The sequence below is a fragment of the Sulfurovum sp. genome, from assembly GCF_015493435.1.
GTDB lineage: Bacteria > Campylobacterota > Campylobacteria > Campylobacterales > Sulfurovaceae > Sulfurovum.
Genome location: NZ_WGDD01000029.1, coordinates 110,387 through 135,904 on the forward strand (window position 1 = coordinate 110,387; position 25,518 = coordinate 135,904).

The 25,518-nt window shown below is 44.9% G+C and carries 27 protein-coding genes; 5 read left to right on the forward strand and 22 right to left on the reverse strand.

Annotated elements, in window-relative coordinates:
- The first annotated feature begins 151 nt into the window (after positions 1 to 151).
- Complete coding sequence (ribE, locus tag F8L24_RS05190) at positions 152 to 769, forward strand: riboflavin synthase (RefSeq protein ID WP_294952682.1); 618 nt, start codon at positions 152 to 154, stop codon at positions 767 to 769.
- A 48-nt stretch (positions 770 to 817) separates the two neighbouring features.
- Here the strand turns inward: ribE and F8L24_RS05195 are convergent, their stop codons facing one another.
- The 12 genes from F8L24_RS05195 to F8L24_RS05250 all read right to left on the reverse strand — a co-directional run bounded on the left by F8L24_RS05195 (position 818) and on the right by F8L24_RS05250 (position 12,783).
- Positions 818 to 1,603: an MnmC family methyltransferase gene (locus F8L24_RS05195; protein ID WP_294952685.1), complete on the reverse strand. Its 786-nt coding sequence runs from the start codon at positions 1,601 to 1,603 to the stop codon at positions 818 to 820.
- Entirely contained in the window at positions 1,587 to 1,892 is a 306-nt protein-coding gene (locus F8L24_RS05200; protein ID WP_294952687.1) for a hypothetical protein, read from the reverse strand. The genes F8L24_RS05195 and F8L24_RS05200 overlap by 17 nt, the downstream gene beginning before the upstream one ends.
- 1 nt (position 1,893) lies before the next feature.
- A complete protein-coding gene (luxS, locus tag F8L24_RS05205) occupies positions 1,894 to 2,403 on the reverse strand; it encodes an S-ribosylhomocysteine lyase (protein WP_294952689.1) in 510 nt (169 codons plus the stop codon).
- 225 nt (positions 2,404 to 2,628) lie between these two features.
- A complete protein-coding gene (locus tag F8L24_RS05210) occupies positions 2,629 to 3,582 on the reverse strand; it encodes a thiamine pyrophosphate-dependent enzyme (protein WP_294952692.1) in 954 nt (317 codons plus the stop codon).
- 2 nt (positions 3,583 to 3,584) lie between these two features.
- A complete protein-coding gene (locus F8L24_RS05215; RefSeq protein ID WP_294952695.1) occupies positions 3,585 to 4,826 on the reverse strand; it encodes a 2-oxoacid:ferredoxin oxidoreductase subunit alpha in 1,242 nt (413 codons plus the stop codon).
- A gap of 13 nt (positions 4,827 to 4,839) precedes the next feature.
- The gene (locus F8L24_RS05220; RefSeq protein WP_294952698.1) at positions 4,840 to 5,289 is read right to left on the reverse strand and encodes a 4Fe-4S dicluster domain-containing protein; all 450 of its coding nucleotides are present in this window, start codon (positions 5,287 to 5,289) and stop codon (positions 4,840 to 4,842) included.
- A gap of 11 nt (positions 5,290 to 5,300) precedes the next feature.
- On the reverse strand, positions 5,301 to 5,864 hold the full coding sequence (locus F8L24_RS05225) for a pyruvate flavodoxin oxidoreductase subunit gamma (RefSeq protein ID WP_294952700.1): 564 nt from the start codon (positions 5,862 to 5,864) through the stop codon (positions 5,301 to 5,303).
- Between the two features lie 90 nt (positions 5,865 to 5,954).
- Entirely contained in the window at positions 5,955 to 6,593 is a 639-nt protein-coding gene (locus F8L24_RS05230) for an HAD-IA family hydrolase (RefSeq protein ID WP_294952703.1), read from the reverse strand.
- The gene (locus F8L24_RS05235; RefSeq protein WP_294952706.1) at positions 6,593 to 8,233 is read right to left on the reverse strand and encodes a dipeptide ABC transporter ATP-binding protein; all 1,641 of its coding nucleotides are present in this window, start codon (positions 8,231 to 8,233) and stop codon (positions 6,593 to 6,595) included. The genes F8L24_RS05230 and F8L24_RS05235 overlap by 1 nt, the downstream gene beginning before the upstream one ends.
- Positions 8,230 to 9,627, reverse strand: coding sequence for an ABC transporter permease (locus F8L24_RS05240; RefSeq protein ID WP_294952708.1), 1,398 nt, complete (start codon positions 9,625 to 9,627; stop codon positions 8,230 to 8,232). Before F8L24_RS05240 ends, F8L24_RS05235 begins: the two co-directional genes overlap by 4 nt.
- Positions 9,624 to 10,601, reverse strand: a complete 978-nt coding sequence (locus tag F8L24_RS05245) for an ABC transporter permease (RefSeq protein WP_294952711.1) — start codon at positions 10,599 to 10,601, stop codon at positions 9,624 to 9,626. Before F8L24_RS05245 ends, F8L24_RS05240 begins: the two co-directional genes overlap by 4 nt.
- 1 nt (position 10,602) lies before the next feature.
- Positions 10,603 to 12,783, reverse strand: a complete 2,181-nt coding sequence (locus F8L24_RS05250; RefSeq protein ID WP_294952714.1) for an ABC transporter substrate-binding protein — start codon at positions 12,781 to 12,783, stop codon at positions 10,603 to 10,605.
- A gap of 286 nt (positions 12,784 to 13,069) precedes the next feature.
- Here F8L24_RS05250 and F8L24_RS05255 point away from each other — a divergent pair, with 286 nt between their 5' ends.
- From F8L24_RS05255 to F8L24_RS05265, 3 genes are all read left to right on the forward strand, one after another.
- A complete protein-coding gene (locus F8L24_RS05255; RefSeq protein ID WP_294952717.1) occupies positions 13,070 to 14,521 on the forward strand; it encodes an FAD-dependent oxidoreductase in 1,452 nt (483 codons plus the stop codon).
- 67 nt (positions 14,522 to 14,588) lie between these two features.
- Complete coding sequence (locus F8L24_RS05260) at positions 14,589 to 14,750, forward strand: hypothetical protein (RefSeq protein WP_294952720.1); 162 nt, start codon at positions 14,589 to 14,591, stop codon at positions 14,748 to 14,750.
- Between the two features lie 111 nt (positions 14,751 to 14,861).
- Positions 14,862 to 15,683: a peptide deformylase gene (locus F8L24_RS05265; protein WP_294952723.1), complete on the forward strand. Its 822-nt coding sequence runs from the start codon at positions 14,862 to 14,864 to the stop codon at positions 15,681 to 15,683.
- Here the strand turns inward: F8L24_RS05265 and F8L24_RS05270 are convergent.
- The 5 genes from F8L24_RS05270 to F8L24_RS05290 all read right to left on the reverse strand — a co-directional run bounded on the left by F8L24_RS05270 (position 15,680) and on the right by F8L24_RS05290 (position 17,835).
- Positions 15,680 to 15,895: a hypothetical protein gene (locus F8L24_RS05270; protein WP_294952725.1), complete on the reverse strand. Its 216-nt coding sequence runs from the start codon at positions 15,893 to 15,895 to the stop codon at positions 15,680 to 15,682. The genes F8L24_RS05265 and F8L24_RS05270 overlap by 4 nt on opposite strands.
- A 217-nt stretch (positions 15,896 to 16,112) precedes the next feature.
- On the reverse strand, positions 16,113 to 16,502 hold the full coding sequence (gene rpsI / locus F8L24_RS05275) for a 30S ribosomal protein S9 (RefSeq protein WP_294952727.1): 390 nt from the start codon (positions 16,500 to 16,502) through the stop codon (positions 16,113 to 16,115).
- Between the two features lie 2 nt (positions 16,503 to 16,504).
- Positions 16,505 to 16,924 carry a 50S ribosomal protein L13 gene (gene rplM, locus F8L24_RS05280; RefSeq protein WP_294952729.1) on the reverse strand — a complete coding sequence of 140 codons (420 nt, stop codon included), beginning with the start codon at positions 16,922 to 16,924 and terminating at the stop codon, positions 16,505 to 16,507.
- Between the two features lie 167 nt (positions 16,925 to 17,091).
- A complete protein-coding gene (locus F8L24_RS05285) occupies positions 17,092 to 17,379 on the reverse strand; it encodes a heavy-metal-associated domain-containing protein (RefSeq protein ID WP_294952732.1) in 288 nt (95 codons plus the stop codon).
- A gap of 129 nt (positions 17,380 to 17,508) precedes the next feature.
- Positions 17,509 to 17,835, reverse strand: coding sequence for a hypothetical protein (locus F8L24_RS05290; protein ID WP_294952735.1), 327 nt, complete (start codon positions 17,833 to 17,835; stop codon positions 17,509 to 17,511).
- 154 nt (positions 17,836 to 17,989) lie between these two features.
- On the opposite strand from F8L24_RS05290, the gene F8L24_RS05295 reads away from it, so the two are divergent.
- Positions 17,990 to 18,832 carry a DUF4396 domain-containing protein gene (locus F8L24_RS05295; protein WP_294952738.1) on the forward strand — a complete coding sequence of 281 codons (843 nt, stop codon included), beginning with the start codon at positions 17,990 to 17,992 and terminating at the stop codon, positions 18,830 to 18,832.
- 2 nt (positions 18,833 to 18,834) lie between these two features.
- On the opposite strand, the gene F8L24_RS05300 is transcribed toward F8L24_RS05295, so the two are convergent.
- The 5 genes from F8L24_RS05300 to F8L24_RS05320 form a co-directional block, all read right to left on the reverse strand.
- The gene (locus tag F8L24_RS05300) at positions 18,835 to 21,558 is read right to left on the reverse strand and encodes a RecB-like helicase (protein ID WP_294952741.1); all 2,724 of its coding nucleotides are present in this window, start codon (positions 21,556 to 21,558) and stop codon (positions 18,835 to 18,837) included.
- On the reverse strand, positions 21,555 to 23,795 hold the full coding sequence (locus tag F8L24_RS05305) for a PD-(D/E)XK nuclease family protein (protein WP_294952743.1): 2,241 nt from the start codon (positions 23,793 to 23,795) through the stop codon (positions 21,555 to 21,557). The genes F8L24_RS05300 and F8L24_RS05305 overlap by 4 nt, the downstream gene beginning before the upstream one ends.
- 190 nt (positions 23,796 to 23,985) lie before the next feature.
- Positions 23,986 to 24,540 (reverse strand): FixH family protein, encoded by a 555-nt coding sequence (locus F8L24_RS05310; RefSeq protein WP_294952746.1) that lies wholly within the window; start codon positions 24,538 to 24,540, stop codon positions 23,986 to 23,988.
- Positions 24,524 to 25,120: a hypothetical protein gene (locus tag F8L24_RS05315; RefSeq protein ID WP_294952749.1), complete on the reverse strand. Its 597-nt coding sequence runs from the start codon at positions 25,118 to 25,120 to the stop codon at positions 24,524 to 24,526. The genes F8L24_RS05310 and F8L24_RS05315 overlap by 17 nt, the downstream gene beginning before the upstream one ends.
- 159 nt (positions 25,121 to 25,279) lie before the next feature.
- Complete coding sequence (locus F8L24_RS05320; RefSeq protein WP_294952753.1) at positions 25,280 to 25,510, reverse strand: DUF4006 family protein; 231 nt, start codon at positions 25,508 to 25,510, stop codon at positions 25,280 to 25,282.
- Positions 25,511 to 25,518: the final 8 nt, after the last annotated feature.

A 25,518-nucleotide genomic window follows, 5' to 3' on the forward strand; every position in this document is an offset into this window, starting at 1 on the left:
TATCCAAAATAGATAAGGAGCCATCTCCCATGATAAACAGCAGCTTTTTGCAAAAAAGCATACCCGTACTATGCACCATTCACCCCAAGGGCACTTGTTCCTTCGGTCGGGCGCACTATGCACTATTCACTCAATCTCAAAGAGGTCATTGATGTTTACAGGTCTCATTCGTGAAATCGGTACGGTCAAAAGCTACAAAAACAATATTCTGAGCATCCGTTCAAAGCATAAAGCCAAACGGGGTGACTCCATTGCCGTCAATGGTGTCTGCCTGACTGTCATCAAAGTCAACAGTGACGGCTTCGACCTGGAAGTGGCGGATGAGACACGTTCCATTGTACCGCCTGAAAAATTTCAGGGCAAAGTCCACATTGAACCTGCTATGAAAATGGATGACCGTTTTGAGGGGCATATCGTGCAGGGGCATGTCGACTGCATCGGTGAAATAGTAAAAATCACCGAACGGGAGAACGGAACGGACTTTATCATCAAAGTGGATCCCAAAATTATCGCCCATATCATTCCCAAAGGGTCCATTACTATTGACGGTATCTCATTGACTGTGAATGATGTTTATGACGACAGTTTTCGTATTACTATCATCCCGCATACCTTGAAAAATACACTGATAAAGCATTATAAAGTGGGAACAAAGCTGAATATAGAGACCGATGTCTTTGCACGGTATATTGACCATATATTGGCACATCGAAGCGCTAAAAAATCCATGTCCTGGGAGGATGTTGACACTATGCAGATGACGTATTAACCGTTATGTATTCATGAGGCGTGCAGGTCGGGGAGAGGACACCCCGACCTACACGTAATTTTTATCTTTCATGCTTTCAGCTGTAGGGTTTCTCTTTTTTTTCAATTCCATATCAATATATTCCAGTCCATCCAGCATTTTCAAAGATGCAACGGTAGAGTAACGCATCATCTCTGCACGATGTACAAAGATAAAGAAACCGTTTTCATATAAGCCTAAACGTATCGCTGCCGCAGTTGAATAGGTTGTAAGCAGAGCATCCTCTCTACAAATAGCCCGTACATCAGAGAACCACTCTTTTGTCCATAGAAGAGGATTATGCGCCGGAGAGAAAGCATCCTGGTAGACCACATCGATCTTCTCTTTTATCTGGGGAATACTTTTACGGGCATCCCCCGGCAGTATCTCTATTTTAAACTGTTCATCTTCATATCTTAAATTCTCTGATACCGCTTCTATCATATGTTTTATCATGTCAAATTCAGGAGGAAACTCAAAAGTACGCAGTGAGTGTACAAGTTCCTCATCAAATTCGGGAGAGAGAATATGCACTTTGGTATTTAAACGATTCTTTTTGATGTAGTAGAGTGTGGCAAACGTATTATACCCCAGACCAAAACAGATATCCAGAATGATTAATGCTGTTTTTCCTCGGCTGAGAGATAAAGACGGTTTGACATGTTTTTCCAAAGATTCATGCAGGGCTCCGTCTTTGGTGGAGTGGTACGGTTCATCAAATTCTTTGGAGTAGAGGGTATTGGTGCCGTCTTCACAGAGAATAAGCTCTTTTTGAGATCTTAAAGTTTCATTGTACACTTTATAAACCGATTTCATCCAGTTCTTTGAATTTGAACGCTTCAATGATATCTTCAATACTCTCTTCTTCGCGTACGACCAAAACCATCATACCCTCGTTCATATAGTCCAGATAATTCTCATATTTGTTGGCAAGAATGATGAAATCCACCCATTCGCCACCCAACTCGTCTATGGTATTGTAAAACTTGACAGACTGTACTTCACCGGCATCAAAATCTACCAGTGCCCACTGTTTCACTTCCAGCTGCGGCACAACTTTGGAAGCTTTTGCGTCATTTCCATCCACCGGGATCCAGATGAGCATCCTACAGTCCTTTTAAAAGCTTTTTACTGAGTGTCAACTTTTTGTTGTTCATAATGCCGACACCTTTGTCCAGCACATTTTTCGCAATCTCTTTTGCCTCTTTGAGTGAATGCATCTTGTAGGAGCCGCACTGATATACGTTCAGTTCAGGAATATCTTTCTGTGATTTTACCTTCAGAACATCTTTCATCGATGCTTCCCATGCTTTGGCGACCCTCTTGGATTTTGGTGTACCCAAAAGCGACATATAGAACCCTGTTCGGCACCCCATAGGCGAAATATCGATGATTTCCACCTTTTTGGAGTTAAGATGTTCTCTCATAAAACCTGCAAAAAGATGCTCAAGTGTATGTATCCCTTTGGAAGGGAGTCGTTCTTCATTGGGTTTGCAGAAACGCAGATCAAAAACGGTAATATCATCTCCGCAGGGTGTTTTCATTTTTTTGGCAACTCGCACTGCCGGTGCGGTCATCCTGGTATGGTCAACGGTAAAACTGTCTAATAATGGCATTGTACTTTCCTTTTATTATTTTTCAAATTATAACGAAATAAATGGGGAATAAGGAGTTAAGAATTAGGAATGATTCAAAATGGGTAAAAAATTTATATTTTATACCTCTATTAAAAGCATAGAAATCTTTTGTAAGTTTATAGCAAATTGGGCTTAATGGGAGGATACAGGCCGGAGTACCCGCACCCCGACCTGCAAAAATAAAGAATCTGTAAAGATGAACGTTTAGATTCTTGCTTCTTCACGTCGCTGAAGCATTTCCCAGTTCTTGTCAATATCACTCTGAATACGCTCAATGACATGCTTGTTCTCTGGCTTGAAGAGATGTCTGTAACGTCCCTGTGCACCGAGGTAGTCTTCCACTTTCAGTATGTTCTTCGGTCTGTAAAGAATGTTGAGTTCGTGACCGTCAATAATTTCATAGATCGGGAACATCAGTGTATCCGTTGCAAGATCTGTAATGTGGATCGTGTCTTTCGGGTCAAATTTCCATTCCGTGGTACAGGCAGAAACCGTGTTGATAAAACAAGGACCTTCTGTTTCAAGGGCTTTCTGGAAACCTTTTGCCATGGATTTCCATTTGTTCGGTGCCAGTTGTGCCACATACGGTGCACCATGGGCTGCCATAATCGCTACAATATCTTTTTTCTTCTGTTTTTTACCATAAGAGTGGCTTCCGGCCTGCGCTGTTGACGTATTTGCGCCTATCGGTGTGGCTGAAGACCTCTGTCCGCCGGTATTGGCATAGTTTTCGTTGTCAAGACAAATATAGGTAAAGTCATGACCTCTCTCCATCGCACCGGAAAGCCACTGGAAACCAATATCGTAGGTAGAGCCGTCACCGCCGAAAGCAACAAATTTTACAGGTGCATCATTGTCTTTGAGTGTGCCTTTTCTCTTTCTTGCTTTGTACATGGATTCGGCACATGAAGCAGCCGTTGCCGCATTTTCAAAACCAATGTGTATCCAGGAAGTATCCCATGAAGTATAGGGGTATACTGCTGTTGATACTTCCAGACATCCCGTATTTGATGCGATAACCAGATTGTCATCCGTACAGTTCATCAGCTCTCTGACGATCATAGAGTGTGCACAGCCGGGACACAGTAAGTGTGAACCTTCGAACCTGTCATTGTTCGTTGAAAATTCTTTTAAGTTTTTAATTGATGTAATTGCCATTCTTAATCCCTTCTTGTCTGGAAGAATCCAAGTTTCGGACCTCTAAGTCCAGAGAACTGCTGGATATCTGTCGTAATATGTCCTGCATCGGCATGTGCCTTCTGCTCTTTAAAGATTCTTTTCGCTTCATCTACCGCAAAATCGCGTCCGCCAAGACCATAAATATAATTGGTCATCATTGGTCTTGCTTTGGTTGTATACACTGCGGCAGAAACTTCATTGAACAATGCTCCCATGGCACCGCCGGGAGCTGATTTGTCCAGACAGCTTACCGCTTTTAGCGTTGGAATATCCAACGCATCTCTTACCAGGTCATAAGGGAAAGGTCTGAAACATCGTGGTGAAACCACCCCTGCTTTGATCCCCTCTTCCTCTCTAAGCTGCTTGGCAGCAAGTACTGCAGTTTCTACAGAAGATCCCAGTACAACAATGGCTACTTCGGCATCATCCATCAGGTAGGATTCTACCCTTTTGTATTCTCTGCCTGTCAGTGCCTTAAAATCTGCAAATACCTCATCGATGACCGTTCTGGAATCCATCAAAGCTTTATGCTGTTTTGCTTTATGCTCATAGTGCCAGTCTTCTTCCGTCTGTGCACCATGGGTAACCGGTCTGCTAAAGTCAAGCATATCGTTCACCGGGACATAGTCACCGACAAAGGCATAAGCCACTTCATCTTTAAGCGGCGTAACATTCTGTGCTTTGTGCGAAGTGGTAAATCCGTCCTGGTGCACCATCACAGGGAGTCTTACATCCAAATGTTCTCCCATTCTGAAAGCACAGAGTGTCAGGTCATACGCTTCCTGCGGATTGAACGCATCGATCTGTATCCAGCCGCTGTCACGCCCGAGATACATATCGGAGTGGTCCCCGCGTACGTTAAGCGGAGAAGCCAGTGCCCTGTTTACAACAGTCAGAACGATAGGAAGTCTCATCCCTGACGCCTGGTAGAGAACTTCCACCATCAAAGCAAATCCCTGGGATGAAGTTGCCGTAGCAACACGTCCGCCTGAAGCGGCAGCACCTACACAACCGGACATCGCTCCATGTTCAGATTCTACCATTACAAATTCACCGTCAACATAGCCATTGGCTACATAGGAACCGTATCCTTCGACAATCGGTGTCGAAGGGGTAATAGGATATGCTGCAACAACATCAATCTGTGCTTGTCTCAATGCCTGGGAGGCAGCATAGTTGCCATCCCAAACTTCTACTTCATTTAAATCAAATTCTTTTGCCATAATTATCCTTTACCTACTTCGTTTTTTTCTCTTTTTCAGGCCACTCTTCCAATGCATCTTCATTCTCTTTTGCTTCAGAGAACATCAAAAGTGATTTTGGGTTGGTCGGACATACTTCTACGCATACACCGCACCCTTTACAGTGGTCATAGTCGATCCCGAGCATCTGCTTGTCTCTTGAAATGATCGAAGTATCCGGACACCAAACCCAGCAGTTCTGGCAGTCAATACAGATATCTCTGTTAAAAACGGGTTTGATGATCCTCCATGATGCAACTGTTGCTACATATGAATTGAAATCCGAATAGTCTCTCTCTTCCGCTTTTTTATGTGCAATATCTAACGCTTCACCGTCAAAAGAGTTAAGTACGACACCGCGTGTTACTTCATCCCAGCCTACTTTCTCTTCGGCACCTAATTCTCGTATCCCTCTTTTATCTGTTCCTAATACACCTGTACTCATAACTGTTTCTCCTACTTCACTTCATTATATGCTCTGGTAATCGCTTCCATATTGGCATCGATTATCTTTTGCGGGAATTTGGAAAGCACTTTTTTCATGTTTTCCAAAAAGAAATCAAGATCATACATCTTTGATACTTTCATAAATGCCCCCAAAATCGGTGTATTCGGCATTGCTCTGCCTATCGTATCGAGTGAGATCTGCATACAGTCAACCACATGCACTCTGTCTGCTTTATCCTGCAGCGCAGGAATCTGGGCAATCAATTCATCTTTTGAAAAATGTGTTGTAATGATATATTGCGTATCGGGCTTGTCATTTTTGGTAATATCATCCGTAAATGCCAATGCCGGATCGATCACAAAAACATAGTCAGGAAACATTTTAGTTTCCTGGTTGGTGATAGGCTCATCATCAATTCTATTGTATGCGTTCATTGCGGCTCCACGTTTTGCAGAACCGTACAGTGCATATGCCTGTACCTGTTTTCCTGTTGTAGCCACAACAGAACCTAATCCTTTTGCACCCGTTACGGCACCTTGACCTGCACGTGAGTGCCATCTAATTTCTACCATATTTTCTCCTCGATAGTATTATCAAACATGAAGTATTGTAATGTCCGCACTCTTAAAGTGTGTTGAAATTATAATTTTTTTAATCCCATACTATTTCTTTGCTATAAATGTAACGGCTTCAAGGGCATTGGCGCATATCTGCACACTGCATTCAGCTAACTGTTCCCTTGTAGCATATCCACAGCTTACAGCAATTCCCTTAATATCGGCTGACCTGGCAGCAAGCATATCCATACAGGTGTCTCCGATCATCCAGGCTTCACCGCTGACTTCCGGCAGTTCAGACAATGCCTTATAGATAGGTTCGGGATGGGGTTTGGGGTGTTCCACCTGCTCTCTTCCGATGAGAACCTCAAAATAGGACATGAGTCCCATATGCTCCAAAAGCTCTACGGAATACTCAGCTGTTTTCGTTGTCACTACCCCCAAAACGGCAAATTCTGCTGCTGCCTCTACTGCCGCCTTGGCATCCGGAAGCAACACCGTTTTAGCTTTGCTTATCTTTCTGTAATGTTTTTTGTAGGCTGCCACATAGTCCCAGATCTTTTCATCTGCAACACCGAGCTTCAAAAACATCCAGTCAAGCGGATGTCCTATCTGCGCTTTGATCTTGTCATCGGACGGAACGTCTTTGCCAAATGCATGAAAAGCCACGTCAAAACTTTCAAGGATCGCTTCGGTTGAGTCTATGAGTGTTCCATCCAGATCAAACAGTATAACGGTATTCATCATTCTTCCTTTGTCAAATCCGGCTGATACTCCGGGTGTCTAAAAATTTCTATTTTGGGTGCTGAAGCCAGCAGCAGTTTTGTATAGTCGTGCTGCGGATTTTTCAGGACCGATTCTACGCTTCCCTGTTCTACCAGTCTGCCTTCCTTCATTACAGCCACCCTGTCTGCAATCGCGGGAATAATGGAAAGATCATGCGTAATGAAAAGATAGGAAACACCTGTCTCTTCCTGAAGTTTTTTCAAAAGGGCCAGTACTTGCGCACGCACCGTTACATCGAGTGCAGAAGTCGGCTCATCGCAAATAATCAGTTCGGGTTCCACGGCCAGAGCCCGTGCAATACCGATACGCTGACGCTGTCCGCCCGAAAATTCATGCGGATACCGCGATCTGTATGTTCCCGGCAGTCCCACCTTTTCCAGCAGCGCGATGATCCGTTTATCCTGTACCGTTTTATCCTGTACCCCCACTTTCAGACTGACCATCCCCTCACGAATGATCTCTCCTACGGTCATACGGGGATTGAGTGCCGAATAGGGATCCTGAAACACTACCTGAATTTTGCTTCTGTAGGCTTTGAGCGACTTTTCTTTCAGTGCAGCAATGTTCACACCTCTGTAATCGATCTTGCCTCCGTTTGCATCAACAAGACGGAGGATCGCCTGCCCAATCGTACTTTTGCCGCTGCCGGACTCTCCAACCAGAGCAAGTGTTTTCCCTTTTGGAATACGAAAGGTCACTCCGTCAACTGCCTTGATATACCCCGCAGTTTTCTGAAAAAAACCTTTTTTCACCGGAAAATACACTTTCAAGTCTTTGACTTCAAGCAGTGTTTCCGCAGTCATATCATTTTTTTTCTCTCTTGCCTGCATAGCAGAAGCATCATTGAGAAGCTGCCGGCTGTAGGGATGTTCCGCTCCGCCGAAAAAGCGGTTCCGTTCCGCTGTTTCAAGCAGTGTACCCTCTTTCATTACGGCAACACGATCTGCCATTTGTGACACAACGCCCATATCATGTGTGATGAAGAGTATGGAAAGTCTGCGTTTCTTCCGGATGCGTTTCAAGAGTGTCAGTACCTGGGCCTGTATCGTGACATCGAGCGCCGTTGTCGGTTCATCGGCAATCAGCAGATCGGGTTCGCAGGCAAGTGCCATAGCGATCATCACACGCTGTTTCTGTCCCCCCGAAAGCTGATGCGGATAACGGCGGTAATGTTCTTCCGGGGTACCCAGTGACACTTCTTCAAAAAGCGAAATAACTTTGGCTTTCACTGCCTCTTTTTTCAGTCCGAGATGCAGCCTGATCACTTCTGCCACCTGCTCGCCTACAGTCATGACCGGGTTGAGTGCAGACATAGGCTCCTGGAAGATCATTGCAACAGATCGCCCCCGTATTTTTTGCATTTCAAACTCCGGCAGGACAAAAAGAGAACTGCCGTGCAGCACCACATCACCGCCGGTCACATGAACAGTCGGAGGCAGCAGACGCATGATCGCAAGTGAAGTCAGCGATTTTCCGCTTCCGGATTCCCCTACAAGTGCAAATATTTCACCTTTTCCTATTTCGAAGCTGATCTTGTCGAGCAGCACAGTACTCCCAGCCGACAAAGAGAGGTTCGTCACCTTTAGTATTCTGTTCATTCCTCGTTCCTTGGATCAAGTACTGTCTGTACTCTGTCGGAAAAAAGGTTGGCGGCCAGCACCAGAATGAACATGAAGATAAACGCGGAGAAGAGCGACCACCAGACCATTGGTTCTCGTGCCATTTCAAGCCTTGCCTGGTTGATCATGTTCCCCCAGCTGTACATCGTCGGATCGACGCCCACACCGACATAGGAAAGTACCGCTTCTGCCAATACCAGTGCACTGAAGTCAAGGACTACGGAAATAAGGATGATATGCATCAGATTAGGCATGATATGACGAAAAATGATCTTCCATTTGCTTACACCGAAAGCTCTTGCAGCAGTCACGAATTCCACCCGAGAAATCTTCAGCGTTTCTGCACGCAGCAGACGGCAAAGCCCTGTCCAGCTTGTCATTCCCAGTATCAGAATTAAAAAGAGCAGACGCAGATCGGAACGTTCCAGTGTTGTTTCGAACCATTGAGGATGGTTATCCATCATAACTTGCGTGACCAGCACCGCACCGGCGATCAGCAGTACACCGGGGATCGAATTGAGTGTCGTATAAATGTACTGTATGACATCATCAATCCGTCCGCCGAAGAATCCGGCAGAAATTCCGAGTGTGATCGACACCGGCAGCATCACCAGCGTGGTCAAAATACCGATCAGCACACCGGTACGAATACTTTTTACGCTTTGGTAAAAAACATCTCCCCCTACCTTATCTGTTCCGAGTACATGGTAATGATAGCTCAGCAGATACATCCATACAAATGTCATAAGCATCAGGGTAAAGGTCACATATGCCGTTCTCCAGGGAAGTGCCGTTTCTCCTCTGCGCAATACATTCAACTTGGAAACAAAGGTGCCCCGGCCTTTCAATGCCAAATGCACCGCGATAAGAAGCAGGCTTACAAGCAAACCGGCAAAAAGGGCAAAAAGCGATTTTTTAACGATGTCGCCTGCCACACTCTCCCCTTTTGGCACATGCACATATTTGAGCGGCAGATAGACCTGCCTGCTGACATTATTTTTGTCTACTACGATCGATTTGGCATATTCGTGCGTGGCGAACGGTGCAGAGTAGGTGCGCTCGGTATGGCTCAGAGTATGCTTAAAAAGCAGATCGAGCAGACTGACCATATCCCCCTCATAATGGATACTTTTGCTTGTTTCCCCGCCACCGGGATGGGTTTCGACGGTAAAGCGCATGTGTACCGAATCGAGCAGTGCAAAGAAAAGGTAAAAAAGCAGCACAATGGCCGATGCCATGGCAATACCCGATTTGAAAATACTGTGCCACTGCTTTCTGATCTGCGGTGAACGCGAAAGGATCCATCCCCAGACTGCCAATGCAGCGACAAGCAGCCATACCATCATATCTGTCCACAGAAGCGTAATGGTCATGAGAGTTTCACCCGCGGATCGAACAGTGTGTAGGAGATATCGGTCAGTATCAGTCCCGCGATATAGAGTACGGAGCCCAGAAAGACCATGGCCTTGACAATAGCAAAGTCCTGCGCATTGATCGCATCGATCGTATAGGAACCCAGACCGGGGATACCGAAGAAAGACTCCATAATAAGGCTGCCCATGAACAAAGAAGGGATCACCACCACAATTCCGGTCAGAATGGGCAGCATACCGTTCTTGAGTACATGCTTGAAAAGCACTGCGATCTCGGAGAGTCCTTTTGCCCTTGCCGTACGGACATAATCCTGATTGACCTGTTCGAGAAAGATACTCCGATACCATCGCATTCCCGCACCTAGACCGGCAAAGACACCGATCAGTACCGGAAGGATGACAAACTTGACTGCTCCCCATCCGGGTTCATAGCCGGAGATGGGTACCCAGTGCCAGATCTTTGAAAAGAGGACCTGCCCCGCAATAATATAAAAAAGCCCGGAAACGGACATAATCATTACCGCAATGACCATCATTCCCATATCGAGCGCTGAACCTCTAAAGAGCACCAGCAGCAGGGCAAGCGAAATATTGGTGACCAGTGCGATAAAAAATGTCGGCAGAGCAATTGCCAAACTCGGCCCCATACGTTCCTTAATATCTTCTGCGATGTCCCGGTTTGCGTCGGACACACCGAAATCAAAAGCGAAAAGCTTCAGCGATTCCTGCATAAACAGGGTATCTTCGATCTTCTCTATACCTGAAGCCTCCGGATTGAAAAAAAGCGGTTTGTCATATCCCTTTTCCACTTTCCATGCTTCTATCATTTGCGGTGTGGTCTGTTTGGCCCCCAACTGGGCCCTTGCCATATCATCAGGTGTGTTGATCATAAAAAAAAGCATGAAAGTGATCAGATTGACCCCGATCAGAATAGGAACAGCATAAAGCAGTCTGCGTATAATATAAGCCAGCATCTTATTTCTCCTCTCGCAGGATCACTGTTTTCTGTCTGCTGCTGTAGGCACGGTAGAGCAGCCAGCCCAACAGTATCACAGAAACGAAAAGCAGTATCAGAGGCAGAATCACAGGCTGATTCCATTCCTGCTGTTTTTTCACTCTGAGTGCCGCATTTATCTTTTTGTACTTGAGTGTGTTGTTCGCCATGGCATTTGGCTCTACATTGCCGAACCAGGCCTGGGAAAGTGCCAGTGATTTGGGGTGAAAGCCCCATACCCAGGGGGCATCTTCCCTTGCTATATTCAACATTTTTTGTATCTTTTCCAGACGTTCGGGCGTATTCTTCATTGTCTTGATCTCATTGAACAGTTTGTCAAATTCCGGATTTTTATAATTGGCACTGTTGATGCCTGCTCCGTTGGTATCAACGGAAGCATTGCCCCCATAGAGCAGAAAAAGAAAATTTTCCGGATCGGGATAATCTGCATTCCAGCCCCATGAAAAGAGCTGTGTTTTGCCTTTTCTGATTTTTGCCTGGAAGCGGTTATAGTCTGTTGCCCGGATCACAAGCTGTATGCCCAGTTTGGCGAACTGCTTGCGTCTCCAGTCCATCAGCGCCCTGTCATCCGGACCTGTTGCCGTCGAATCATAAAAAAGTTTGAGCTGTTTGCCTGTTTTAAGGGAAATACCGTCAGGATAGCCTGCTTCGGCAAGAAGTTTTTTGGCAACACTCAGCGGCTTTCTGACCCTTTTGCCGTTTATCCAGTCATACACCACTTTGTTCGTTCCCGCTTCTCCGGGTTCACAGCCGAATATTCCCGGAGGGATGGGCCCCTGCGCAGGAATACCGCGTTCATTCAAAAAGATGGAAATATATTCTTCTTCATCCTGTGCGATGCTGATCGCCTGACGCAGCTTTTTAGCCGACTCGGAATATCCGCCTACCACGGGATCGACCATATTGAAAGCCATATAAAAGATAGAAGGCTGCACTGAACTTTTCAGCACAATGCCTTTTTTACGCATTGTATCACTCAGGCCCATTGTTCCCGAAGAGGATATTTGCACTGCCTGGTCAAACGCTTCGGAAGAAATACCCGAAGCATCATAGTAGCCCTGCAGAAATTTGTTCCACAGCGGAATGTTCTCTTTTTCCAGAGAATAAATGACTTCATTGATAAAAGGCAGTTTCTTCCCGGCGTCTCTGCGCAGTGCAGAAGAAATACCGGCAGCTTTTGCCTCCCCGTCACTCAATACCGGATAATATTCTTTATGGAAATTGGGATTGGCTTTTAACCGTATCACACGGTTGGGATCATTCTGTGCCAGATAGTAGGCACCGGTACCTACCGGATACCAGTTCAAAGTAATATTTTTTGCCATGAGTCCTTTTTGCTGATAGAACAAATCTGCTTCCCAGGGGACCGGTGCGAAAAAATTCATGGAAAGCCAGTAGAGAAACTGCGGATAGCGCCCCTTTATTGTTATCACCAATGTCCTGTCGTCAAGTACTTTTACGCCTTTGATATGATAAGAACGAAGGTCAAGTATTTCTCCTTTTTTCTCTTTTTCCCGGGCAATATGGCTGATATGCTTTGAAAAGCTTTTTAACCCGACAATGTATGCCATCATGGTATCCAGCACGGGTGAGTGATTCTGTCTGACAGCCATACGTTTAATGGCATAGGCATAATCCTCCGCTTTCAGCGTACGGGTTGCCTGCTTTTTAAAATCTGCAAGAGAATCAATGGAAGACAATGCCTCCTCATCAAGCCTGCCGTAGAACAGCCGGCCTTTTTTATCTTTCACAAACGCAGGATGGTTCTGATAGCGGATATGCTTTTTCAATATCAGTTTGTATGCCGTATAGGCAACCCTGCTGCTGTTTTCATCTACCTCTGTATGGTTGGCATCGAGATAATGTACTATCGGCATCTGTGTCAGGGTCAGCGGCTCCAGTGTGTATGGACGTTTGAGATAATTGTATTGCAAAGGCGGTTCATAGATCTGTCCGATAAAAGCCCACTCATTGGCACTGTAGGAAATAACCGGATCAAGCCGTTTGGGCGGTAGGGAAAATGCAGCGAAAAGTATATTTTTTTTTGCCTCGCCGCTCTGGTGCGGACTGTTCCAGACAGCACTCTGCAACATCACTGTCAAACCGATCAACAGCAGGAAGGTATGAAAAATACGATTCATCCGAAACAAATATCCCTTGCACAAAATATAAATGAATTTTATCACAGAGGGACTTCTATAAACATATGGGATACTTTGTTTAAATAAGATAATTTTTATCCTATATTCATCAATTAATTTGATTATCATGTTTTATAAAATGACGTAATAAGCACTATTTTTTGCTAAACATAATTTAAACTATAAATTACGATTATAAAAATAATTAAATTATAAGATTTAATTTAGTTTTAAAAGAGGTTGGCCTAAAATGACTATGTCTAAAATTAATTTACGAAGGAAGGATATGGCACGATTAATAGTTATGGGCGGTGGTGTCTCAGGACACACTGCTGCAACATTTGCAAAAGATTGGCTGGGTGACGAACACGAAGTAGTGGTTGTTACTCCAAATTCACAATGGAACTGGATCCCATCAAATATATGGGTAGGTGTAGGCCAGATGACCAAAGAGGAAGTTGTCTTCTCTCTGGCACCTGTCTATGAAAAAGCAGGTATCGACTACAGACAGGCCAAAGCGGTATCGATCCATCCGAACGGCGGAGAGAACGGTGACAAAGAATATATCACTATCGAATATACTGGACAGGGCAAAGAGGGTCAGACCGAAGAGCTTACCTATGATTATCTCATCAATGCAACCGGTCCGAAACTGAACTTCGGTGCGACTCCGGGTCTTGACGAAGGTCATACGGTGTCTGTCTGTACCGCTGACCATGCCGTACATGCGAACCTTGAGCTCAAAAAAATCTTTGAGAAAGCAAAAACAGAAAAGCAGAAAATCCTTGTGGGTACCGGTCACGGTATGTGTACCTGCCAGGGGGCGGCATTCGAATACATTTTCAATATCGAACATGAAGCGAACAAAGCAGGTGTCAGAAACAACCTTGAAATCAAGTGGATCTCCAATGAATCCTTCCTTGGAGACTTCGGTATCGGCGGTCTTCATATGAAGCGCGGCGGTTATGCTGCCTCTTCAAGACTGTTTGCTGAATCTCTCTACTCTGAGAGAGGTATCCCCTGGATCATCGGGGCACATGTTTCAAAAGTAGAAGCAGGCAAAGCACATTATGAGCTTCTTGACGGTACAACAGGTGAAGAAGAGTTTGACTTTGCAATGCTTATCCCGCCATTTGCCGGTGTGGGACTTAAAGCCTACGACAAAGACGGTTCCGATATCACTGACACTATTTTTGCACCAAACGGATTTATGAAAGTCGATGCAAAATATGATGCCGGTGCCTATGAGAACTGGAAAGCATCTGACTGGCCGAGAACCTATCAGAACCCGACATACGCAAATATGTTCGCCTGTGGTATTGCTTTTGCACCGCCGCACCTGATCTCAAAACCAATGACTTCGCCAAACGGAACCCCGATCAACCCGACACCGCCAAGAACAGGTATGCCGTCAGGTATTATCGGTAAAGCCGTTGCACATTCCGTATGTGACCTTATCAGAGAAGGCAATAATGCCCATCTGCATGAAGCCTCTATGGCAGAAATGGGTGCAGCCTGTGTTGCCTCTGCAGGTAAAGGTCTTACAGACGGTACCGCTGCGGCATTGACCGTCTATCCTGTAGTTCCGGACTTCGAGAAATATCCGGGACTTGGACGTGACCTTGACTATACCTTCGGTGAGATCGGACTTGCAGGACACTGGATCAAGCATATCCTGCATCATATGTTCCTATACAAAGCAAAACTCAAGCCGGGCTGGACACTCATCCCTGAGTAAGAAAATATCATAGACAGGGACAAGTGTCTCTGTCTATCCATACAACTATAAAAATAAAGGAGATTTTATGCAAAGAATAGAAGAAACAGTAAAACCGTATGACCAAAACTTTACAACGATGGTCCCGACAGGTTTTGTAAAATTTATGAGAACATGCCTTATCTGGCAATTTATCAGATTTATCGCCATCAACATTAAAATGATCATTGTGGTAGGCAAAAGCCACTAACCCTTCATACAGATACCTTTTCAAACGGTATCTGTATCTCTTTCCGTTCATATAAATATTTTTAAAATTTCATAGATTTATTAACTTTTACAAGTATTTACAGGAGACAAAATGGTACAAAAACTGGTTATCTACCCTGACGACAGAATGAACTGCACTTCAACAGATGTACGCTCATTCAATCAAACGCTCTGGGATGTCATAGAAGATATGCGCGATACGATGCAGGCACATGATTTCAATGCCATGGCTGCTATGCAGATTGCCTACCCTTACAATATTATCCTCATCAAAGAGGGTGAAAATTATCACGAGTATATCAACCCGCGCATCATCAAAAATGAAGATCTTTTTGATTCAGAAGAGAGCAGTATCCATTATCCGGATGTCACAGTTTCCATACCGCGCTACGGAAAGATCAAACTGGTGTATGAAGACCGGAACGGACAGGTACACTACGAAGATATTGATGACCGGGAACTTGCCGCAACGCTGCAAAGAAAGATAGACATTACCTTTGGCGGGAATATCCTTGACAAGGTCAACAAAAATACCAGAGAGAAAATACTCAGTGCTCTTGCAGGCAAAGGGCTTATGCCCCAGACAGATGATGTATGTCCGACTTTTTCAAAAAAAGACTATTTTGTCAGTTTCACGGACAAACTGCTCATTCTGATGGGACTTTCTCTTTTCACACCTCTGTTCAAGTTTTCAAAGGAAACCGTAGAGAATATCTATACTTTCGACAAAATCGCCTTTCCCCTCATCATTGCCTTGATGATAAGCTTTTTCTTTTATGCACAGTACGAAGCCAAAAAGTACAAACAATGCAGTTCCTGCCAGATAGGGAATAATATCGGCGTGATGGTCAAACGCAGTGTCGCTGCCCTTGCCTTCGCCATAGGTGCTTACTTCCTGGTCAACCCCTATTAGGGTTTTATGGTCACCAGTATCGGCAGCATACCGAAATACGCCAGGGTACCATACGCCTGAACAACATTGATATCAGGCTTGATCTTTAGGATCATCCGCTTGATGCTCTCCTCATCCAGATCACCCATATACTCACCCTCGCCATGGTCTTCCTTATAGAGCTTCACCAACCGGTGCGTATCCTTACTCTCCTCATATTTCCAAATGGTCATAATCTATACCTTTCATTCCACTGTTTTACTTTGTTGTTTTGCTTACTTTTTTCTAAAAAAAGTAAAAAAGAAACCCCAATCATCAGGAGTATCACACATTAATAAAAAGTATATTAGCGCTTTTCTGTTGTATATAGTTTGAAAAAATATAAAAGAATAAAATAGGAAGGAGGTACAAGAGGGAAACCCTCTTGCGAAAGATAAGCTAAAGTACCGATTATCTTTTTGAGAACTGCGGAGATCTTCTCGCTTTTTTCTTACCTGGTTTCTTACGCTCAACTACTCTTGAGTCACGGGTAAGCAGTCCCATTGGCTTAAGGATCGCTCTGAAAGACGGTTCGAATTCTACCAATGCTTTGGTAATCCCGTGCTTCAATGCATCTGCCTGTGCAGAATAACCGCCACCAAGTGTAGTTGCTCTTACGTTCATAGACTCAAGCTGCTTTGTCGCTTCAAGAGGAAGTCTGACTTTCATTTTAAGTGTTTCGTGTCCACCCAGCCACTGGTCAAGTGTTTTACCGTTGATAAGTATTTCACCGTTACCCGGAGTCAACCAGACTTTAGCGATAGCCGCTTTTCTTTTTCCTGTTGCATAAATAGTTGCCATGATTACGCTTCCTTATTGATTTGTGCAGTATGTGGGTGTTCGGCACCGGCATATACTTTCAGTTTTTTAAGCATTTGTCTACCGAGAGTTGTCTTTGGAAGCATACCTCTTACCGCAAGCTTGTAAAGTTTCTCTGTATGGTTTTCAAGCATATCGCCCAGTTTTTTGCTCTTAGTCGAACCAAAGTAACCTGAGTGGGTGAAATATTCTTTATCCTCAAGTTTAACACCTGTGAATTTCGCTTTTTCCGCATTGATGATCACTACGTAATCACCACAGTCTACATTCGGTGTGAATGATGGCTTGTGTTTACCTCTGAGAAGTGTCGATACTTCAGTTAAGATACGACCGAAAGTTTTACCTTCAGCATCGATCAAAACCCAGTCACGCTGTACTTCGGAAGGTTTTAATACCTTTGTCATTTTCATGAGTTATCCTTAATATTTATAAGCTTTCGCTTTTCGTGGAGGAATAATACCCACTTAACCTTACATTTTATTTAAATTAAGTTTATTTTAAGAATATAACGGTAAATTTCTATTTTCTATTGAAAAACAACTTCTGATGTCAAGATAGTTTGGTATACACTTTAACACTCTTCACCTTCAATTTTTCCTACGGCACAGGAGACAAAACTTTTGACCTTGGCGGTAGTATTGTCCACGAATCCCAGTTCATCCGTACTTAACGGATAGCCAAGAGAACGCAATGCTGCCTGAAGCGCATCCAGCTGACTTTCTTCTATGTCCAGCGTGATCTCTCTTGGATGGGTATCGAGATTCACTTCGATCTCTCCAAACTCGGGGGCCAGTTTATTTTTAAGTGTCGCTGCACAAGCGCCGCATTTGACATTTTCTACCTGAAATGTTTTTTTCATGATAATCCTTCGTATGAGATTTTCTATTGTAGGACAATTTTGTGCAGATAGCGTGCAAGTTTTACTTGCATACCAGTGCATAGGCGCCGGCATACTGCCGACTAAATGAGGGAAGGACAAACAGCAGTCTTATTTAGCTCCGCATTTACCTGCAGCACATTTCATAGATTTCTGGCCTGCCTTCATTTGTTTCATTTTCTTCATTTTTTGCATCATATCCTGTTTACAGGCTTTCAAATCATCAGAATTTTTGGATGATTCAATACAGTTTTTCATTTTATCGAGACGTTTGAGCATCATAGACTTTTGTGTATCAAAATCACCAGCCATTGCCATTTTTCCCTGCATCTGCATGCCGTTTTTCATAGACATACCGCTTCCGCCCATTTCAGCATAAACAGCGGTTGTAAGCCCAAATGCCAATACTGCTGCGGCTGCAATTTTAAATAATTTCATATGTAATCCTTTGTATTATAAATTCATCGACCTCATCCAGCTGATATGATCGAATTACCCGCATTATAATTTTATTGCGTGCACGAATTGTGCACGCAATACAGATAGAATTGATCCAATACAAAAAATATTCAGGCACATAAAGGACAGGCACATGATAGATTTTATAGACGGTATGCTGATACTCTGGTACATACTTACAACCGGTTCAATGCTATTTTTGGTCTGGGATCTTTTTACCAATACACCTACCACCAGACTCATGAAACTTGCCTGGATACTGGTAGTCCTGTATACCGGTCCCATAGGACTGTTGATCTATCTGCTCTCCTGCCGGCAACCTATACCTCATATGCATGATGCTTTCATTAATGTTCACTGGAAACAGGCAGTAGGTTCCCTGCTGCACTGTGTTGCAGGGGATGCGACAGGTATCATTTTTTCTGCTGTTGTCGTGTATCATTTCGGATTGTCCAACGGTATCGATCTTTCTATTGAATATCTCTCGGCATTTATTGTAGGTCTTTTTATTTTTCAGGCACTTTTTATGCTGAGCATGTACAAAGGAAATTATTGGCTGGCCGTACGCAAAACATTTTTTGCAGAAACCGTTTCAATGAATATGGTCATGCTGGGAATGATACCGACCATGGTCATTTTGATGCATAAACTTCCCGGTGCGGACAATCCCAATCATATGTTGTTCTGGGGTGTGATGTCTCTGGCAACCATCACAGGGATGATCACTGCCTACCCCATCAATTCCTGGCTTGTCGCCAGGGGGCTGAAACACGGTATGATGTCAGCCATTCCGGAACCCAAAGGCACAGAAATGACAGGAATGAATATGCCATCAGACAGGAAAGAGAAAGCACATACTCATACAGCCGTTTTTCCGCTATGGGAAAGTACTTTGATCCTGACAGGAAGCTTTTTACTGTTACTGACTTCCCTCTGGATAACAAACTTGTTTGTACCTATCAGATTTATCTCCTGATACTATAACCTCAGCATTTCCGTTCTATCTTCCAGAAGATAGACTATCATTCCCTCGGTACGCTTTCTTGTGAGATGTGCGACGGCCCTCTGGTAATACTGTACCTGACTCTGGTGCTTCAGAGCATATTTCTTCGAACTCTTGTAGTCTATTACCAGCATATGGTCGCCATATTCCAGCAGCAGATCTACCTGCTTGAGTTCCCCTTCATAAGAGAGGGACTGCTCTTTCATGATCTTCACCCCGTTCAAAAGAGACAGGAACGTTTCATTGCCTATCAATGCGCTGACCCTTTGTTCTATCTCTGCCAACCCCTCACGTCCCAGAAGCTGCCCGTAGCGGTTCTGTACCGACACCAGGGCATGCTTCAAACTTTGCGTATCAAAATCTCCCATGATCTCCAAAGTGTAGTGCAGTGCCGTACCAAAAAGGATCGCCGCATAGTCCTTCTCTTCCTCCTCCTCTTGCGTACTGACCTCCTGCGTACCGTAATCTGAAATAGTGACCGATTCAACTTCGATATCTTCACTCTTCGTTCTGCACGCTTCATGCTTCACTTCCAATGTGCCTACGCACATTGGAACCATATTGATCTCATCAAAAATAGACCCTTCCGGTTTCTTAATGACGATCAACCCTTCCGCCGCACGGGTCAAAGCCACATAGAGCACATTCTTCCTGTCCTTGAGCGAAGAGGCTTTCCTCTCCTCCATGATCCTCGCATAGTGGTCGTCAAAATGCTCTCTGTTCTGTGTCCGGTAGAGCACCTGGTCTATGGTCAGGTCATCGTTGTAATGGAAGATCAGAGGGGCTTTGTCACTGTTGGGGCGGGTCAGCTTGTCCAGTACGATCACATATTCAAATTCCAGCCCTTTGGAGCCGTGTATCGTCATGATATTCGCACCGTGGACGGAGTGGGCCGCCACAGAAATACTCGACGTCCTGAACTCTTCCATGAAGGTAGGGATGTCCGAAAAGGAGGAAGCGAACTCAAGCAGTTTGAGCATATTGCGGTCGTTGTCGAAATAGCCGAATTCCCGGATCAGTCTGTCAACGATCTGAAGCGGGCTCATAAAAACAGAGAACCAGGAGAGGTCGACCTGGTCGAATCTCTTGCCCACTTTCAGGAGCATCGCTTCTGCATCGATCTTCTCTCCGCCGAAAAGGTAGGAGACCATCGCAACCAGCGCTGCGACCTTCGGCAGGTTCTTCAAAGAGGAGGAAGTCTTCAGCAGTGTGGCGATGCCCGCCTTTTCACAGGCTTCCTGCAGGTTCTGTCCATCCTTGTTCGTACTGACCAAAAAGGCGATATCATCCACATCGACCCCAAGATTCAGAAGCTTTTGTGCCTGTGCGACCGCATCGTCTATGATCTCTTCGGATTCAAAAACTTCCACATACCCCTCACTGGCGTCCGGTCCGCTTTTCTGGGGAACGTACCCCTCCATGGTATGCTCGAACCAGCGATTCACCTGCGCCACAACCTCTCTGCTGCTGCGGTAGTTGGTATCCATCTGTTCGATCTGCACACCGTACCGTTCTGCTATTTTGTCAAAAAGCTCTTCCACCCCGCCGCGGAAACGGTAGAGCGACTGCTTGGTATCTCCCACATAGAAGAAAGATTTGAAATCACTCTGTCCCTGTCCTGAAAATATCTCGTCTATGAGCGGCTTTAGCAGCAGGAACTGCAGTGTAGATGTATCCTGGAACTCATCAAGAAGAATATGTTTGAACTTAGCGTCTATCTTGAAGTAGAGGAATTCTTTGGAGATGCTCTCGTGCAGCAGACGGTAGGTGAAGTAGGTCAGATCATCGAAGGTCAGTACACCGGAATTCCGGGCATTGGTGATCGTCGCATTTCTGTAGTAGTCGTAGATCCCGAAGATATGATGCAGTACCACCATCTCTTTGGCTCTGGCCCAAAGCAGCAACCTCTGTTTCAAGGCGGCATAGACAGCCTCTATCTCACCGTTGACGGTCTTTTTATACCAGGAGTGCTCCCCCAGGGTTGTTTTTTCAAAGAGCTTCTTTCCAAAGAGCTCTTTGGTACTCTTCGTGTCGAACTGCTTCAGACAGCGGTCCGGTGCACCGGCACTTTCAAGTGCTTTGAGCATCTCCATGCGCAGTATCTCGCAGGCTTCTTCCTCTTTGCTGACGGAGAGTGTCACTTTTGGCTGCTCCGGCAGCAGAGGATCGACCTTATAGAAGTTCTGCATCAGGTCAAATATCTTCCTGAAGCGTTTGTCCTCAATGTCCATAGCCAGTTTCACCAGCTCGAAGAGCAAGCCGTTCGCATCTACTTCCTCGAGGAAATGTTTCTCCAGCTCCTCTTCCGGCTGCTCCTTGGTCACGAAATCAGGTTCAAGCCCGAGCTCCAGAGAAGCGGAACGCAAAATCCTTGAGAAAAAGCTGTCCAGCGTGACGATGTGCACATCAGAGGAGAGGAAGCGTTTCAAGACCTCCGGCTGCTTTTGGAACAACTCTTTTTTATGCATCCCTGTCTCCACGACAATGGCATTGAGAAAGGCTTCGTTCTCCCCAAGATGACGCAGCGAATCCACTACTCTCTGCCGCATCTCCGCTGCCGCTTTGTTCGTAAAGGTCGCCGCCAGTATGCTTCCTGCCGACTCCCCCATAAAAAGCAGTGAAATATACCGCACAGAGAGTGCAAAGGTCTTACCGCTTCCCGCTGAGGCAGAATAGGCCAAAAAAGGTTTGAAACTCATAAGTACTCCCCTCTCCCGCACATCAGGGCGAATTCACAATAGGTACACTTCTGCAAGTCGTCGCATTTTTCAGCCACAAAGCTTTTTGTCTGTTTGAGTTTCACAATATGTTCTCCCAGCAGCTCATTGCGTTCTTCAAGCAGCGTGACCTGCTGTTTCTCTCCCTTTTCAAGTATCTTGACAAAGGCCAGCGAGATATTCTGATAGCGCTTCTGCAGCAGCTGATGGTAGATGCTCATCTGGAAATCACTTATCTTCTCGGGGTTGAGTCTTTTGGGTTCTTTCTCCACCCTCCCGCTTTTGTAGTCGAGCACCAGGGTATCCGTTGCATTCTGGTCGATCCGGTCGATGCGTCCTTTGAACTTCAAGCCGCCTATTTCTCCCGAAACTTCAAGCTCCCTCTCCGCCACATACCACTCCGCTTTGAAATGCGCTATCTCTTTTTCAACAAATCCTTTGAGCTTTTCCCTCCAGAGCAGTTTTCTGTAGCGGCTCTTCGCATCTTCATCAGGCAAGAGTGTATCCATCAGGGCATGCAGCCTCCTAGTCAGGTCTGCTTCACTTGCATAACTGCTCTGCTCCCTATAAAGTTCTTCGAGGAGAGCATGCAGAAAAGCCCCTTCATTGAGTTCATCCTCTTCTTTCGCTTTGATCTTTTTGATATAGCGGTAGTAGTACTTTCGTTTACACTCCAGGTAAGTCTTCAGTCTCGAAGCGGACCAGGTCTGGGCATAGGCATCGAAGTTTTCTACCATCGGATCTTCCTCTTCTCTCAGCTGGGAGGGATGGTCGTACAGCAGACTGAGTGGAACTTTGGGCCGCTGTACGTCCTCCAGTCCCAGCTCGTAGAGGAATTTCGAGGGCAGGCTGCTCTGCGAAGTACTGTAAATAATGGCTGCGCTTTCCGCCTGCTGCAGCAGACGGTTGTAATACTGCTTTTGTAAAGACTCCCTGTCCAAACGTGTCGGCAGTCCGGCAAAAGTCCTGACTGCCGAATTGAGAAAGAGATCTTTGCTCGAAGTTGCCGGCACGATACCTTCGTTGAAATCCACGATCACCACGCCTCTAAAGGAAACTCCTCTTGTCTCCAGTACACCCATGATGGTTACTTTGCCTCCCCGTACATCATCCAATGTGATCTTTGAGAGTGTTTTAAGCCACAGGAACAGCCACTCTTTGTAGCTGAGGGTCGCCTTGTGAAAGAGTGTCAGGAAATGCCGGTATTTTTCTTCGACACGCTCCTGCTTTTCTGCATCGAGCAGATTAATTTCCTGTACGAAACGAAAGAACCTTTCTACACGGACCTGTGCGTCGGCATTAAGTACGTTTATCTCCTCTTTCATGAGGCCGTAGCGTTCCATCAATGCGATACTCTCTTTGTCATGCTTTTGCCAGTAGCGGTACAGCGCATCGAGAGAGCGGTAGATCCGTCCGTTCGCATAGTCGTAGCCCATGGCAAAGTTCAGGTTGTTGTGTGTATCAAAAAGCATAAAGTGTTTTTTGAAATCCTCATCCGGAAGCACCAGTACGATCTCTTCGGGTGCCATACCGGACTGGACCATTTCTTCTATTTTCATAAAGGCCAGAGCGACCTGTTCGTCACGCTCTTCGACACTGTACACAACAGCGTCAATAGATTCCGTATTGGGGTGATCATTCACAATTTTTTGGCTGCCAAGATCAAAGCTAACTGCCCTATTGGCTTGCAGGCCAATACCGCAGGCTTCAAAACGCTCCAGCATTTTCCGGTTGAAAGCGCTGGTAGTGTAGTGGATGATCAGCGTTGTATGTGCTGCTGCTTTCTCCAGGAGTTCGAGTTCGAAATGGCTCAAGTATCCTTCAAGAAATATTTCTATTTTCTCATACCCTTTCACAAACCCTTCATTCAATGTATAGGTCTGCGGAATGAACATGCGGTCTGTCCAGCCTCCTGCCTCAAGCAGTACTTTGTAGCGCTCCTGCAACTGCTCAAGGATTTGAAGATGCCTGTCAAATTCTGCATAGGCATCTGCCTGGGCCAACATATCAAAATCAACTTGTTCTGCAGCAAGTTCTTCAAAAAATTTAAACAGGGCTTCACTTTTGGTAAAAAAACGGATAAGCTCACGGTCAACACGAAGCATTTCAAATGCTTCAAATCCGGCTGCCTCTTTCAGCAGCAATATCCGCTGCAGCGGATCGACCAGCATTTTCCCCTTCATCAGTACGATCCGCTGTTCAAATTCGTCCATACGCATGAGCGTAGGTAAAAATCCTTCTGAAACGGTAAAGGAACGACTGATGCTTCTAAGGGCTCTTGAGGTTGGGTAGATATGTAATTGCTTCATGGAAAAGAGTATAACACAGAGTGACTATAAAGTATGGAAATCTGTCAAAATGACAGAAAATATTGAATACAGACCGGAATATGTTCCGGTTCTGGGTTGTTTATTCAGGCTTGAGATATGCCGGGATATCGGAATAACCGACTTTATCACCAATCTTTGCCCTTAAACGCAGAATATAGCGTCCGGGCTTTTGAATATTGATATTTTCCACGACATATTTGTCTCCCTGAAAAGGTACCTTCGCGATGCTAATATCATCCATGTCAGTATGGGGACGGGTGAGGAGGAATGTCACATTTGCATCAGGAACCGGGTTCCCTTCTTTGTCCTTGACTTCATACACAAAACGGTTTACGCCTTTTGCAAGTACAATATGCGGTTTTTGTTTGCGATGCAAAATTTCATTTTTCGCCGGTACTTGCATTTCAACGTTTGTGATCTGTATCAGATATGCTTTGTCAAAAGCAATTTTTTTGTCCATGATCTGATTGATGTTCGTATCCGCTTTCTGATATTTCAGCATATACTCATTTTCTTCCTGGACAGGTACAGAAGTAGCAGACTTCACAGTCCAGTACCCCAAAGTGATCCCTACCAGCAAAAATCCCAGTATCATATGGGGCCAGTAAGTTTTATTTTTATTTTCTTTTGCCATGTCTTATCCTCATATATATCGGTCTGAACAGAAACATCCAAAATACCAATATCGCACCAATGATCACAACCACCTGCAGAGCACGGATGACATACCGTGTGTCATTGGGGATCGTTGTTGTCATTTTTACATTTTTTGCGCTTGCTATCTGGTCTGCCAATTCAGAAAAACCCTGGACTATGCCCACATTAAATTTGTCTTCTTTGGTATTCTTGTCTTTGGATGCTACTACATCTATCGTCGCATCTATGACATCACCTTTGTCATACAGTTTGCCCACTTCAGTGCTGGACGGGATCAGTGCGATCCTGCCTCGATGTGTGGACTTCTCCGTAAGACGTGCATTGGCTGCGAATATCAATACGACATACGGCTTGCTCATGTTATCTTCATACTTTTTACTGTAGGTAACCAAATTGAATTTTACAGGAAAATTCTCATTAGTTGCAATCACATAACCATGAATATCTGTTTTTTCAGCGAGTTCATTGCCCATATCTTCAATGAGTTTTGAAGCTTGAGGATTTAAAAGGTCATTTTTGAGAATATGTGATGCATTCAGAAGAAGTGGTAGTAACAAAGCAAGCAAGGAAAACCTTACTTTTGCTTTGATCATATATTTATCCTACGTACAAGTGGTTTGGTGTAAGTACAGCCCATGCTGTATATACCGCAGTAATAACCATGGCCCAACCCAGTACTTTATCCATAATTGTAATCATTTTTTATCCTTTATGAATTACTTGGCATTTTGAAATGCAAATTTTGCATTGTCTTTGCTGATCGTCTTCACGTTATCCAAACTGTCTACAATCGGTGCAGGATTGTATGGATTGGTTGCTGACTTCTGCTGCACATCAAGTCCCCAGACAGTAAGGAACACAAGAATACTCAAAAGGAGTACCGTTGCGATCAACATTCCTGTCACGCCGCTTAGACTAAATACGTTTCTGTTTGTATTTTCTGCCATCTTATCTC

Bases quoted from the DNA above. Each gene is read 5' to 3' on its own strand.
- ribE (WP_294952682.1), top strand. From the start codon at position 152: ATGTTTACAGGTCTCATTCGTGAAATCGGTACGGTCAAAAGCTACAAA.
- F8L24_RS05195 (WP_294952685.1), bottom strand. From the start codon at position 1,603: ATGAAATCGGTTTATAAAGTGTACAATGAAACTTTAAGATCTCAAAAA.
- F8L24_RS05200 (WP_294952687.1), bottom strand. From the start codon at position 1,892: ATGCTCATCTGGATCCCGGTGGATGGAAATGACGCAAAAGCTTCCAAA.
- luxS (WP_294952689.1), bottom strand. From the start codon at position 2,403: ATGCCATTATTAGACAGTTTTACCGTTGACCATACCAGGATGACCGCA.
- F8L24_RS05210 (WP_294952692.1), bottom strand. From the start codon at position 3,582: ATGGCAATTACATCAATTAAAAACTTAAAAGAATTTTCAACGAACAAT.
- F8L24_RS05215 (WP_294952695.1), bottom strand. From the start codon at position 4,826: ATGGCAAAAGAATTTGATTTAAATGAAGTAGAAGTTTGGGATGGCAAC.
- F8L24_RS05220 (WP_294952698.1), bottom strand. From the start codon at position 5,289: ATGAGTACAGGTGTATTAGGAACAGATAAAAGAGGGATACGAGAATTA.
- F8L24_RS05225 (WP_294952700.1), bottom strand. From the start codon at position 5,864: ATGGTAGAAATTAGATGGCACTCACGTGCAGGTCAAGGTGCCGTAACG.
- F8L24_RS05230 (WP_294952703.1), bottom strand. From the start codon at position 6,593: ATGAATACCGTTATACTGTTTGATCTGGATGGAACACTCATAGACTCA.
- F8L24_RS05235 (WP_294952706.1), bottom strand. From the start codon at position 8,233: ATGAACAGAATACTAAAGGTGACGAACCTCTCTTTGTCGGCTGGGAGT.
- F8L24_RS05240 (WP_294952708.1), bottom strand. From the start codon at position 9,627: ATGACCATTACGCTTCTGTGGACAGATATGATGGTATGGCTGCTTGTC.
- F8L24_RS05245 (WP_294952711.1), bottom strand. From the start codon at position 10,601: ATGCTGGCTTATATTATACGCAGACTGCTTTATGCTGTTCCTATTCTG.
- F8L24_RS05250 (WP_294952714.1), bottom strand. From the start codon at position 12,783: ATGAATCGTATTTTTCATACCTTCCTGCTGTTGATCGGTTTGACAGTG.
- F8L24_RS05255 (WP_294952717.1), top strand. From the start codon at position 13,070: ATGGCACGATTAATAGTTATGGGCGGTGGTGTCTCAGGACACACTGCT.
- F8L24_RS05260 (WP_294952720.1), top strand. From the start codon at position 14,589: ATGCAAAGAATAGAAGAAACAGTAAAACCGTATGACCAAAACTTTACA.
- F8L24_RS05265 (WP_294952723.1), top strand. From the start codon at position 14,862: ATGGTACAAAAACTGGTTATCTACCCTGACGACAGAATGAACTGCACT.
- F8L24_RS05270 (WP_294952725.1), bottom strand. From the start codon at position 15,895: ATGACCATTTGGAAATATGAGGAGAGTAAGGATACGCACCGGTTGGTG.
- rpsI (WP_294952727.1), bottom strand. From the start codon at position 16,502: ATGGCAACTATTTATGCAACAGGAAAAAGAAAAGCGGCTATCGCTAAA.
- rplM (WP_294952729.1), bottom strand. From the start codon at position 16,924: ATGACAAAGGTATTAAAACCTTCCGAAGTACAGCGTGACTGGGTTTTG.
- F8L24_RS05285 (WP_294952732.1), bottom strand. From the start codon at position 17,379: ATGAAAAAAACATTTCAGGTAGAAAATGTCAAATGCGGCGCTTGTGCA.
- F8L24_RS05290 (WP_294952735.1), bottom strand. From the start codon at position 17,835: ATGAAATTATTTAAAATTGCAGCCGCAGCAGTATTGGCATTTGGGCTT.
- F8L24_RS05295 (WP_294952738.1), top strand. From the start codon at position 17,990: ATGATAGATTTTATAGACGGTATGCTGATACTCTGGTACATACTTACA.
- F8L24_RS05300 (WP_294952741.1), bottom strand. From the start codon at position 21,558: ATGAGTTTCAAACCTTTTTTGGCCTATTCTGCCTCAGCGGGAAGCGGT.
- F8L24_RS05305 (WP_294952743.1), bottom strand. From the start codon at position 23,795: ATGCGTATGGACGAATTTGAACAGCGGATCGTACTGATGAAGGGGAAA.
- F8L24_RS05310 (WP_294952746.1), bottom strand. From the start codon at position 24,540: ATGGCAAAAGAAAATAAAAATAAAACTTACTGGCCCCATATGATACTG.
- F8L24_RS05320 (WP_294952753.1), bottom strand. From the start codon at position 25,510: ATGGCAGAAAATACAAACAGAAACGTATTTAGTCTAAGCGGCGTGACA.